Source organism: Gordonia paraffinivorans NBRC 108238, from assembly GCF_000344155.1.
GTDB classification, from domain to species: domain Bacteria; phylum Actinomycetota; class Actinomycetes; order Mycobacteriales; family Mycobacteriaceae; genus Gordonia; species Gordonia paraffinivorans.
Window position 1 is genome coordinate 1 of record NZ_BAOQ01000032.1, and the last position, 12,233, is coordinate 12,233.

Below are 12,233 nucleotides of genomic sequence, written 5' to 3' on the forward strand. Positions count from 1 at the left end.
TCTTCGAGAGCTTCAGGATCGGCGATCGCACCGGCGAGAGTCAGGTCCTGGCCGTCGGCGACGGTTTCGAGCTCGGGGAGGGGCTCGACCGCCCGGGTCTGGGAGTCGGCCTGGCGCTCGACGTCGGGGGTGTCCATCATGACGGTCACCTTCCTGCTCCTCTTCTGTGCTGTGCTGTCGGTTTCAGGCTGCGTTCGTGGCGAGCTTCTTTATGCGGTCGGGGCGGAAGCCGGACCAGTGGTCGTCGCCGGCCACCACGACGGGAGCCTGCAGATAACCCAGGGCCATCACGTGGTCGCGGGCCTCGCTGTCGGCGCTGAGGTCGATGATCTCGTAGGAGAGACCGGCCTTGTCCAGGGCCTTGTAGGTGGCGTGGCACTGCACGCAGGCGGGCTTGCTGTAGACGGTGATCGTGGTGTTCTCGCTCATGTCGTGACCTCGTTTCCCTGTGTCGCGAGCGTTTACTCTTAACCCTCAGTATAGGCTGTAATGCGTTGTCGCGCAACTCTTTTCGCTGTTCAGGCGTCTTCTTTCGGGCGTGTCTGGTGGTGGTGATCGGACTCAACGCGGTCCTGGCGGTTGGCCTGGCGCTTGGCGGCGCGGATGGACGCGTCGCGCTGGGTGCCGTTGCGGGACTGGCGTGCCATCGGGGTTCCTCCTGCGGTCGGCTGGTTTGTTTGACACCTGCCATCTCTTTGCCGGCGGGAGGCCGGTGCAAGGGTGTTCACAGTCGAAAAAGTCATCCGGGCCGTAGGCCTGAAACCCGTAGGGCGGATTAGTTTTTCGCGGCCCTTGTCGCCGTGCCGACCAGAGGTAAGAGAATGGAAGGGGGCAACAAACCCCCGCTATGTGCGGCGGATGCCGCACGATGATTCGAGTCCGGCCCGGCAGGGCCGGTCCTTGTGGGTTCGCCGGGCGCCAGCTCGGCCAACAGGGCTGTTCGGCGTAGCCGATCCGCTGCGCCGGCGGTTACCGTGAGTGGTATGTCTGCTGTTGAGCGTGAGTTGTCTGGTCTGTGGGTGCCGTCGCTGTCTGAGGTGCGGGCTGTGGCTGAGGGCCATTCTCGCGCTGAGGCTGCACGGGTGGATCTGTTGTGGCGCGAGGCGATGCCCCCGGGGGTGGAGGCTCATATCTTCTGAGCCTCCCCCCCTGGGGCCGGTCTAGGCGAAGTCCTCCGGGGTGGGGAAGTGGCCTCCGAACAGCTCGTCGGCCGCTTCCGCGGCGGGGATGATCTCGCGGATCACCTCGGGATTGACTCCTGCTCGCATGGAGTGGTCGAGCAGCTGGGCGAGGCGGGGCAGTTCGCTGTCCTCGGCGATGTGGTCGAGGACCACGTTGACCGACGCGCCGTTACCGGCGAAGTAGTAGCAGGCGGCGGCGATGGTGAGCATGTTCGCGCGGTCGCGTCCGCGCAGCGGGCGGGCGAGTTCGACGAAAACGGCGGCGGCCGCGGCGGCGTCGTAGGCGCCGGTGCGCAGGAAAGCATCACGGTAGACCGGGTGCCGGTCGATCATCGCGGCGACCTGGGCCGACAGCTCGGGGGTGACCTCGGTGGGCCAATTGACCACGGCCTCGACAACGGCCTTGGCGGCGAGTGCGGGCTGAATCTCGACGCCTTCGGTGTCGATGGGGTCGGTGAGGGTGGCGATGCTGGTCCGCAGCTCGTCGCGGGTGGCCTCGATGCTCTGTCCGCTCATGACGCGGCGGGCCGAGACGAAGCTGTCGCGGTAGTCGCCGCTGATTCCGGTGTCTCCGGTGATGAGGTCCCGGTAGGGGGCGGGCTGGTCGCAGCGGGCGACCACGGCGCGGTGGTCGGTCTCGATGCCATAGCCCATGAGGGCGTCGCTCATGATGCGGACGGCGGTGTCTCCGGCGGTGTCGTCTGCGGTGATTGCGATGACTGCCGCGCGGGGCAGGCCGTGGGTGTGCATGATCTCGGCGAGGTAGTCGGCGAATCCCTGGTCGGCGCCGGCAATGTCGTGGCGGGCGGTCATGCCGATCTGGAGACCGCGCTCATGCTCGGTGATACCGACGACGACAATCGACTCGGCGGGCACGAAGCCGATCAGGCCGGGGATCGCGGCGATGACATCTGCGGTGGTGAGGATGCGCTGCATGGCGGGTGCCTTCCTAGGTGGTCGGCCCTGGCGGGCCGGTGCTTTGCTTGACACCTGCCATCTCTTTGCCGGCGGGAGGTCGGTGCAAGGGTGTTTACAGCGAAAAAGTCATCCGGGCCGTAGGCCTGAAACCCGTAGGGCGGATTAGTTTTTCGCGGCCCTTGCGGCGTGCCGACCAGAGGTAAGAGAATGGAAGGGGTCAGCAAAGCAGGCCCTTGAATGCAGCGCGGGCGTAGCCCGCTCCGAGAATGACAGCGCCAGCTGGCAGTCGATGCCGGCGGCTGCCGGCACCTCACACCGGATCAACTGTCACTGTTCAGCGTGACCCGGCCACACCGGACGCAACCCAGCAGGTGGGGATCTCAATGCGGGTGCGCAAGGATGGGCCAGCTGGTGGATGCGGGGCGACTCTTCTGCTTGGTGGCGTGCCTGGCGGTCGCTAGTCGGCCTGAAAGAATCTGGTGATGAGGTCTGCTGTGGCGCCCCAGTCTCCGTGACGAAGAAAATGACTCAAGTCGACCTTTACGAAGACCGCTTCTGCGGCGAAATAGGTTGTGTCGCCGACAGTACCGTTGGCTTCGATGAAGAGCGCGCGGTCGGTTTCGTCGACGAGGGAGGCGGTGATGTGCACGGGGGTGTGCAGTGGGACCGGGCGTCGATACTCCACGGTGAGGGTTCGGGTGACTGCGGGTGTCTCGGCGATCCACAGGGTGAAACCCATGATGTCATCGCATGCCGCTGAGATGGCTCCGCCGTGGGCGAGTCCCGGGGCTCCTGAGTGGCGCTCGTCGAATTGCAGGTCGGCGTAGACGTGGTCGCCGTGCAGGTGTACCTCGAGGTGCAGGCCATTGGGGTTGTCTTCGCCGCATCCCATGCACCATGGTGCGTGTGCTGGTAGTGGTTTGTCGCCCCTCATAAGTGACCTTTCTGAGCCTTCAATCGGTACCGCCACTGGCAGTTTCGCTCTGTTACCGACGGTATTGTTGTGCAGTCAGGGGTTCGTGATTTTGGCTATATAGGGAGTGGCCAGGTGGAAACCATCGATTCCGACGATGTTGACCCGAGGCGGGTTCGGTCGCGTCAGCGTTTGTTGGATGCTGCGGTGACCTTGCTGAACAGTGGCGGGGTCGAAGCCGTTACCGTGGAGGCGGTCACTCGACTGTCTCGTGTTGCTCGCACCACCTTGTATCGTCACTTCGAGAGCTCCACAGATCTGGTGGCGGCTGCCTTCGAGCGATTGTTGCCTCAGGCCGAGACCCCCGAGACGACGACGTCGATCCGTGATGACCTGCTGAAGCTGATGCAGCGGCAGGCTGAGCTTATTGAGCAGGCACCGCTGCAGTTGACGACGCTGGCATGGTTGGCAATGCTTCCCGAGCAGCCCCGGCAATCCGGGCAATCCGACGGGGATCAGAACGCGCTCGCGCCACTGCGTCGTCGAGTCGTCGAGCAGTATCGAGAACCATTCGATCGAGTTTTGACGAGTGACGTGGCCACGGCGGAGCTCGGCGACCTCGATTTGACCATGGCAGTCACTCAACTGGCGGGCCCCCTTGTCTTTGCCAAGCTCACGGGCATTCGGTCGATGACCGTTGGCGATCTCGAACAGCTTGTCGACGATTTCCTCATGGCCCACCGGCGACACCAAACCTCCTGACCTCCTTCCCCATCTACGGTACTGCTAGTACCGTAACGATACCGTCGGTTTCGTAGACGGGCTGGGTCGAGGGTGAGGTGCTGCGTATGGTGGTCCAACGTCCAAGTGGTGGGCGCTTGGCGGCGCGCCGGTTGGCGGAACGCAGCGAGTACAGCACGACATTGGGGCGGTTGGCACGGTTCACCTTGGCGCACAGATTCCTCGTCATCGGGGCGTGGGTGGCTGTGGGTATCGTCTTGGCGATACTGTTTCCCCAGCTGGAGACGGTGGTGCGGCAGCAGTCTGTTGATCCGATCCCTGCTGGGGTTCCATCGTTTCAAGCACTCGATCAGATGGGTGGTGCGTTCGGTGAGAAGGGCGCCAAGACCACTGTTTTCGTGACCATGGAGAACCCGAACGGGTTCACCGACGTGGCGCGGGAACGCTACGACATGCTCGTTCTGCAGTTGCGCGAAAATTTCGACGATGTGCAGTCAGTGCGGGATTTGCTCTCCGATCCGACGACGGCCGGCCAGGCCTTGAGTGAGGACGGGCAAGCCTGGTACTTGCCTGTCGGGGTCACCGGAACTTTGGGAGGGCCAACGGCCACGCATGCTGTGGAGACCGTGCGCCAAACCGCGCAGCGCGTGTTTGACGGTACGGACACCACTGTCCATGTCACCGGGCCGACGGCCACTTTCAGTGACCAGATCGTCAGAGCTGAAAGCGATTTAGTCGTGATCACTGTGGCGACGGTGGCGCTTATCGCGATCATTCTGTTGATCGTTTACCGATCGCTGTTCACCGCGCTGGTGCCGTTGTTGGTGATCGGTGTCAGCCTCGGCGTGGGCCGCGGGGTCTTGTCCGCACTCGGCGAACTCGGTATGCCGGTATCGCAGTTCACCGTCGCGTTCATGACCGTCATCCTGCTCGGAGCCGGGGTCGACTACTCAGTCTTTTTCATCAGTCGCTATCACGAACGGCTACGCCAGGACGCTACCACTGAGGTTGCGCTCGTGGACGCGACAGCAACTATCGGACGGGTCATCCTGGCTTCAGCTGCCACGGTGGCGCTGGCCTTTTTGGCGATGGTGTTTGGTCAGCTGAGCGTGTTCTCCACCTTGGGTCCGGCATGCGCGATCGCCATCCTCATCGGATTCCTCGCCACGGTCACCCTGCTACCACCGGTGTTGCTGTGGGCGGCGCGATTCGGCTGGGGCGCACCCAGACGAGATCTGACCCGAAAGTACTGGAATCGCGTCGCCGTGCTCGTCGTGCGGCGTCCTGTGCCTCTGCTGGCACTAACCCTGGTCGGGCTAATCGTGCTTAGCGTCTTCGCGATGGGCATCCAGATCACCTTCGACGATCGTGAGGGGCAGCCCGCGACAACCGACAGCAACGAAGGCTACGCGTTGCTCGACCGTCATTTCCCTCAAGACGTCACTACCACTGAGTTCCTCGTTGTAGATGCACCGATCGATCTCCGTACTGCCAGCGGGCTGGCCGATCTTGAGCAAATGGCCTCACGTGTATCCCAGATCCCCGGAGTGACTCGAGTCATCGGTGTTACCCGTCCCACCGGGGACAAGCTCGAGCAAGCCGAGCTGTCCTGGCAGAACGGTCAGATCGGGGACCGGCTGGCGGGTGCGGTCGACGATGGCCAGAACCGCCGAGGTGACCTCGAACAGCTCCGTACCGGCGCATTCCAACTCGCCGACGGGCTTACTCAGCTCGACACCCAGGTACGCACCAACTTGGCCCCCCTGGCCGGCATCCTCGATCAGGCAAGCACAGCAGGGCAGCAAATTCAGCAGTACCAGCCGATACTCCGCCAACTCGCCGCATCTGCACCAGCGCTCGATCGCGCTTCTCAGAATGCCCCACAGCTGGCCGCGCTCACCCGCCAAACATCTGCAGCCCTGGCAACAGTGACCTCGATCCTGCCCATCCTCGATAATGCGCCCTGGTGCACCCAAGTCCCGCAGTGCGCAGCTCTGCGCGCGCAGACCCGCAATCTCGACGCCCTACTGAGCAACGGGACCCTCGACCAGATCGCCACGCTGTCAACACAACTCGCGCAGCTGGATACACCGATCTCAACAGTCACCGACCAACTCACTTCCACCGTCAACTCACTGGGCTCCACGCTGGGAAGCATCAGCAGCCAAGACCTTCCCGGCAAGCTCACCCAACTGCAAACAGGTATCAGTCAACTCGCGGCGGGATCACGCCAACTCGCCGCCGGTGTATCCGCGCTGATCGACAGCAACCTTCAACAACTCGCCGGGATGGCCGCGCTAGCCACACAACTACAAACCTCCGCCCGCGAGACCGCCGGAACAAACTCAGCAACCGGCTTCTACCTCCCACCTCAGGCCAACGCAGACCGCCGTTTCGTCGACGTCGCTCGCCAGTTCGTCTCGCCCGACGGCCATACCGTGCGCTACGCAATACAAACCAGCTTCGACCCCTACAGCACCGAGGCCATGCAACTGGCCGACACAATCACCGATGTCGCACTCGCCGCCAGACCGAACACAACCCTGCAGGACTCCAACATCGCGATAGCCGGGTTCCCCGCCATCAACGCCGATCTGCAACGTCTACTCACCGAAGACTTCCGACTCCTAGCGTTGGCCACCCTCACCATCGTCGGCCTGATCCTGATACTCCTACTCCGAGCACTCATCGCGCCGCTATACCTTCTGGGCACCGTCATACTCAACTACACCGCGGCACTGGGTATCGGTGTCCTGATCTTTCAACACATCCTCAAAACCGATATCGCCTGGCCCGTACCACTACTGGCCTTCATAGTCCTCGTCGCGGTCGGCGCCGACTACAACATGCTTCTTATCTCTCGCCTACGCGAAGAATCCCAAAACAACATCCGCATCGGCGTCCTGAGAACCGTCACCAACACCGGATCAGTCATCACCTCGGCCGGCCTCATCTTCGCTGCCAGCATGTTCGGACTCATGGCCGGATCCATCTCGATCATGACCCAGGTCGGACTCATCATCGGCATCGGCCTGCTGCTCGACACCTTCATCGTCCGCACCATCGTTGTGCCGACCATCGCCACACTTGTCGGCAGAGCAAGCTGGTGGCCGAGTACCCGAACCGACACGCATCCAGTGTCCCGCTAGTACGCACGCACGTGCCGAGATCTGACCGGCCCCGCCAGTCATCCAGCCATCGCGCCCACCTCATCGACTGACACCCGCTCGACGGTCGGCCGCGGCAACCACACCCTACCGTCGCGGATCAGTGCCCAGACCACGTCAACCAGACGTCTAGCGAGAGCGATGAGAGCGTGGACGTGGGAACGCTTCTCGCGTCGTTTGCGCTGGTAGAACTCGCGGGACGGGCCGTCGCGTTGCGAGCTGTTGAGTGCGGCCATGTAGAACACCTTGCGAAGTCCTCTGTGGTAACGCTGGGGTCTACGCAAGGCTCCCCGGCGGTTACCGGAGTCGTGCGGTACCGGAGCAAGACCGGCGTAGGCGGCGAGTCTGGCGGGCGAGCCGAACGAAGTGAGGTCGCCGCCGGTGATCGCGACGAGCTCAGCGCCGCTTCGGGTGCCGATGCCTGGCACGGATTCGAGAATCCGTGCGTGACGGTGGCGGCGGAACACCTCGGTGATCTGCTTATCCAGGTCGGCGATCTGACGGGTCAGCATGACCAACGAGGTAGCCGCGTGTTGCACCAGTAGGGCTGTGGTCGCCTCGCCAGGCAGGGTGACGGTCTGCGCGGCCGCCGCGGCACGGGCTTTGTCGATCATCTTCGGGATCGTGGGTCGGCGGACGCCGTGACTGCGCAGGTGGTCGTAGATCTCGTCGTCAGAGACCGCAGCGATCGCAGATGGCGTGGCGAAGCGGGTGAGGAACGTTAGACCGGTCAGTGTCGAGTAGTCGAAACACCGTTCTAGTGCAGGGAAGATGCGGGTCAGCAGGCCGCGCAGGCGGTTGATGCCTCGCGTACGTTCAGCGACGAGGTCGTTGCGATGTCCGGTCAGCAGGTCGAGTTCGATCGCGACGTCGTCGGGCGCCGAGACGGTGGCGAGATCGCCACGTAGGCGGGCTGTCTGGGCGATCACGACCGCATCGCGGGCATCGGTCTTGCCCTCACCCGCGAACGCACCGGTCATGCTGTGCACGACCCGGCCGGGCACGTAGCGGATCTGCTGGCGCCGCGCAGCCAGCACACCCCTCAGCAGCGCCGATTCCGGTGCGGTCATGTCGATCGCCCACACCACGAATTTCATGTCGGCGACCCGGTCCATGAGCGCTTCGATCGCCGGTTGATCGTTGGGAAGCCGCCGAGACCACAGCACCGTTCCCGCCTCATCGACCGCGGCGGCGTGATGCGCATGCCGACCGACATCAATTCCTACCCAGATCTTTTCGTCCATACTGTCCTTCCGTGTGCGGTTGGCTCGTCAGGGTGGTTTCGCCGGCACACCTTTACACAGCGACAAGTTCGCGAACACATCTCAATCAGCGGCCGAAACGACCCGTCACGGTCCGGGGTGACCTTCCACGCCAAGCCACCAGCGACAACAGGTGATTGTCGAGCCACGCCCCGAACCGCGGACGAACGTCCGAGGCGACCGCCCCGGACGTACTCCAACGTAAAGGATGCCCATGCCCGAACCCATGCCCTTGCGATCCTTGCCTGCCCGACCGGCGAGGTCCTCGACGAGGGCCAGTTCCCAGCAACGGCCGCTGGCTTCAGCGTGCCATCGCCTGGGTCGCCCGCCGCACGGGAGCCGACCTTGCCACCCTGTGGGCCATCGAAGGCGTCGGCACCTACGGCGCCCGACTCGCCCGTGCCGCGGCCGACGCCGGATACTTCGTGGTCGAGGCCGCCAGGATGAATGCGCGTGCCAACCGCGGCATCGGCAAGTCCGACCTCCTTGACGCGCGCCGCATCGCGCAAGCGGTCTTGCCACTCGAGGATGCTCAGCTGCGTCGGCCCCGTAGCGACGACGGCGTGCGCGCTGCGCTCCGTGTCCTCATCGCCTCCCGCGACCACATCAACAACGAACGCACGGCGGCGATCAACGCCCTTCTCGCGCTCCTCCGCGTGGTCGATCTTGGCGTAGACGCCCGCGGCACCATCAACGCCAGCCAGATCACTGCCATCGCGGCATGGCGGAGCCGTACCGAAGAACTTGCCACCGGCATCGCTCGCGCCGAAGCCGTCAGACTGGCCAAGCGGGTACGCGCAGCGGACGAGGAACTGTCCGCCGTCACTCGCCAGATGACCGCCCTACTCAAGACGAGCCCCGCAGCAGGGCTGCTCGACAAGCCCGGCATCGGGCCAGTCACAGCAGCTATCGCGTTCGCCGCATGGTCACACCCCGGACGCGTCCGCTCCGAAGCCGCGTTCGCAAGCCTCGCCGGTGTCAACCCGATTCCCGCCTCGTCCGGCAACACCGTTCGCCACCGCATCAACCGCGGAGGAGACCGGCGTCTCAACCGTGCCCTACACATGGCCGTGATCACCCGCATGCGCATGGACCCCGACACCCGCGTCTACGTCGAGAAGCGCATCGCGGAAGGACGCACCCTGCGCGAGATTCGACGCTCGCTCAAGCGCTACCTCTCCCGCCAGATCTACCGCCAACTCAACGCCGCGACAGCCCTACCGACAGCCGCTTGACAAACATAGGAGATTCAACGGACGACTCGAGCACCTCCGCGGCTCAGCCCTCGGGTTCCGCAACCTCACCAACTACATCGCCCGCTGCCTGCTCGAGTCCGGAGGCTTCAGACCCCAACTACACCCTGGATTGTGAAGAGCCCTCAACGCCACCACCCGAGCCAGAAAGGAGCCCGCCTCCACCTGACCCGGTGGCCAACCCGGGCACCGACCATCAACCCGGAGGGTGGGGCCAAATCAAAACAGCACAGTGGGCCAAATGGGGTTGTCATACTCACCCAGAACCTGGTGCTCCTCGGCGCGCCCGGCACCGGGAAGACCCACCTGGCCATCGGACTGGGGATCAAGGCCGCCCACGCCGGACACCGAGTGCTGTTCGCGACAGCCACCGACCGGGTCACCCGACTCCAAGAAGCACACGCCGCCGGACGACTCAGCAACGAACTCGCTCGGCTACGCCGCTACGGCCTGATCATCGTCGACGAGGTCGGCTACATCCCCTTCGAGCAAGACGCCGCGAACCTCTTCTTCCAGCTCGTCTCCTCACGCTACGAACACGCCTCACTGATCCTGACCAGCAACCTGCCCTTCGCCCGATGGGGCGACGTGTTCGGCGACCAGGTCGTCGCCGCAGCCATGATCGTCCGCATCGTCCACCACGCCGACGTCCTCACCCTGAAAGGCAGCTCCTACCGGCTCAAAGACACCGGCATCGCGACACTTCCCTCAGCACGAGCCGAGAACACGGCACAATGACCAACACCGAAGTGGCCTAACTTTCAAAGAGCAGAACCGGCCCAACATTCGGGGAGCGTTTACACCGTTTCTCGGACACTCCCTTGATCTTCGGCTCGTGGAGCAAGACGAGGCGTGGGTGCTGGCCGGCGCCGACGCCGCCCGGTTCGTCGTCGTGGATGAGTATCTCTGGTCGAGTATGCCCCGACCGAGGCGGGGCAGGCCCTCGTGCCCGCGCTAGGCGCGTTGTCGGACTGCCGTGCCGCTCAGGTGCACCAGCCGCTGCTCAGACTCCCGGAAACCCGCCGCCGGGATCGGCACACACGGGACCGCGGACTTCCGAACACGGGCGTCGGAAGCACACAGCGCCCGACGCTGTCCTCGTCATCGCGGCATGCCCTGGTTGAAGTGGGTCACCTCCACCGAAAGGAACAGGGCCGAGGCGGAGGCGACACGTGACCCACCGAGCTGCTTCATGTCGGCTTCCATGAAGAACTTGCGCCCTTCTGTCCGGGTGATCCTGGCCGCGAGATCGTAGGTGCTGCCGAGGATGACCGGTGAGTCGTAGAGCACCTCGAGTTTCCGGGTCACCGCAGGACCGCCCGTGAGGTAGAGCAGGAACCCGAAGAGGTCGTCGAAAACGGTTGCTACGGCACCGCCGTGGGCGATCCCGGGTGCGCCCACGTGACGTTCATCGAAGACGTGGGTCGCGTGCACCTCCTCGCCTCGACGACGGACGGCGAGGTGGTGGCCGTGCGGGTTGTCGGGTCCACAGGCGAGGCAGTGGGTGTGGTGCGGCGGAAGCTGAGCACCATCAGCGTGCGGCCGGAACTTCTCCTTCCAGCTAGCGAGGAGCTCCTCCATGCTGCTCACAGCGGGTCACCCCGCCGCTGAACACGACTGCCAGGTGTCGCGAGACCGTCGAGGACCAGCTCGCTGACCGCGGCAGAGAAACGCGTTGCGTCGGCGGATCGGTCGGCGGACGGCCCCTCCACGGCCGCCCTGAGGCCAGCGACGGTGATGGCACCGAAGACGCTCAAGGCCACGGCGCCCGGATCGGCGACCTGGCGCAGCGACCCGTCGGAGACACCCTCAGCCAATACTTGCTCGATCGGTTCGTAGAAGGCAGTCCGCAGTGCCGCCGCCAACTCGGGCAGCCGGGTCGCGCGTCCGAGGTCGCCGACCAGTGCCCGACACAAGGACGGGTGCTCGATCATCACGCCCAGGTGCGCCAGCACAGCCGCCTCGAGCCGGGTTCGCGCGTTCTCGGAGCTCGCTACCGCAACACCCCCGGCCCCGACCATCATGCGCGTCCCGTCTTGGGTGGACGGGTGGTTCCGGGTTGGCGGCGGGAGAAGGCGTCGTCAACCCCCGCGGCGGCGGTGACGATAGGTCCGTAAGCCTGGTCGAGCGCCGCCAGGATGCGGTCCAGGGGCAGGTCGTCGAAGGTGCCGTGGTCCCGTACGTACTCCATGTGCCGAGTGCCGTCCGCGGTGAAGGCGTGCATGAGCGCGTCGCTCCGTCCGTCGAAGTCGATTGGGGGTACGTCGAAGCGCGCACAAAGCTCGACGTTGAAGGCGGGCGTCGCCTTCCACCATCGTCCGTCGAGGTAGACGCTGGAGTAGCCGTGGTAGACGAACAGGTCGGTCCCTCCCATTAACGCGCGCAATGTGTCGGTCTGCAGGTGGTTGCGCACGTCGGCGAAGCCGACTCGGGCAGGGAGGCCAGCAGCGCGCAGTACTGCGGTCAGGAGCACTGCCTTGGGAATGCAGTAGGCGCGTTCAACCTTGAGGACTTCGCTGGCGCGGTAGTGTTCGGGGACTCGGGACACCGAGTATGGGTCGTACCAGATGCGGTCCCGCACCGCGGCGAAGAGCATGGTGGCACGCTCTCGTGGGTTCGCCGCGGACGCGATTACGTCGTGCGTGAAGTCGCGGACTGTCGGGTGGTCGTGATCGAGGAAGTAGGTCGGCTCCAGACACGACCCCGCTGTCGGCGTCATCGACGCCTCAAAATGCCCAGCAGAGCGTCAACCGGAACGGAACGATCAGACCGGGCCGAACCGGATGACCGCGGCGGGC

General features: G+C 64.5%; 10 protein-coding genes and 2 pseudogenes. 4 read left to right on the top strand and 8 right to left on the bottom strand.

The features are described 5' to 3' along the window. Window positions 1–183: 183 nt before the first annotated feature. From GP2_RS15400 to GP2_RS15410, 4 genes are all read right to left on the bottom strand, one after another. A complete protein-coding gene (locus GP2_RS15400) occupies window positions 184–429 on the bottom strand; it encodes a redoxin NrdH (protein WP_006901458.1) in 246 nt (81 codons plus the stop codon). 89 nt (window positions 430–518) lie between these two features. After that, window positions 519–647 (bottom strand): hypothetical protein, encoded by a 129-nt coding sequence (locus tag GP2_RS22235; protein WP_255218643.1) that lies wholly within the window; start codon window positions 645–647, stop codon window positions 519–521. Window positions 648–1,160: 513 nt separating this feature from the next. After that, complete coding sequence (locus tag GP2_RS15405) at window positions 1,161–2,117, bottom strand: DUF4192 domain-containing protein (RefSeq protein ID WP_006901460.1); 957 nt, start codon at window positions 2,115–2,117, stop codon at window positions 1,161–1,163. Between the two features lie 439 nt (window positions 2,118–2,556). Then, complete coding sequence (locus tag GP2_RS15410; RefSeq protein ID WP_006896186.1) at window positions 2,557–3,033, bottom strand: PaaI family thioesterase; 477 nt, start codon at window positions 3,031–3,033, stop codon at window positions 2,557–2,559. A 114-nt stretch (window positions 3,034–3,147) separates the two neighbouring features. Here GP2_RS15410 and GP2_RS15415 point away from each other — a divergent pair, with 114 nt between their 5' ends. Continuing rightward, window positions 3,148–3,774 (top strand): TetR/AcrR family transcriptional regulator, encoded by a 627-nt coding sequence (locus GP2_RS15415; RefSeq protein ID WP_006896187.1) that lies wholly within the window; start codon window positions 3,148–3,150, stop codon window positions 3,772–3,774. An 86-nt stretch (window positions 3,775–3,860) separates the two neighbouring features. Then, a complete protein-coding gene (locus GP2_RS15420) occupies window positions 3,861–6,902 on the top strand; it encodes an MMPL/RND family transporter (RefSeq protein WP_040527204.1) in 3,042 nt (1,013 codons plus the stop codon). A gap of 38 nt (window positions 6,903–6,940) precedes the next feature. Here GP2_RS15420 and GP2_RS15425 read toward each other — a convergent pair whose 3' ends face one another. Next, window positions 6,941–8,164, bottom strand: coding sequence for an IS110 family RNA-guided transposase (locus tag GP2_RS15425; protein WP_006896189.1), 1,224 nt, complete (start codon window positions 8,162–8,164; stop codon window positions 6,941–6,943). Window positions 8,165–8,389: 225 nt separating this feature from the next. Here GP2_RS15425 and GP2_RS15430 point away from each other — a divergent pair. Continuing rightward, a pseudogene (locus tag GP2_RS15430) lies at window positions 8,390–9,417 on the top strand (IS110 family RNA-guided transposase); the annotation flags it as partial. Between the two features lie 282 nt (window positions 9,418–9,699). Further along, window positions 9,700–10,173: pseudogene (locus tag GP2_RS15435) on the top strand (ATP-binding protein); the annotation flags it as partial. A 363-nt stretch (window positions 10,174–10,536) separates the two neighbouring features. On the opposite strand, the gene GP2_RS15440 reads toward GP2_RS15435, so the two are convergent. The 3 genes from GP2_RS15440 to GP2_RS15450 are packed head-to-tail and all read right to left on the bottom strand — an operon-like array spanning window position 10,537 to window position 12,154. Continuing rightward, on the bottom strand, window positions 10,537–11,016 hold the full coding sequence (locus GP2_RS15440) for a PaaI family thioesterase (RefSeq protein ID WP_051997242.1): 480 nt from the start codon (window positions 11,014–11,016) through the stop codon (window positions 10,537–10,539). A gap of 5 nt (window positions 11,017–11,021) precedes the next feature. After that, entirely contained in the window at window positions 11,022–11,459 is a 438-nt protein-coding gene (locus GP2_RS15445; protein ID WP_006901465.1) for a TetR-type transcription factor C-terminal domain-containing protein, read from the bottom strand. Beyond that, window positions 11,456–12,154: a transglutaminase-like domain-containing protein gene (locus GP2_RS15450; protein WP_006901466.1), complete on the bottom strand. Its 699-nt coding sequence runs from the start codon at window positions 12,152–12,154 to the stop codon at window positions 11,456–11,458. Before GP2_RS15450 ends, GP2_RS15445 begins: the two co-directional genes overlap by 4 nt. Window positions 12,155–12,233: the final 79 nt, after the last annotated feature.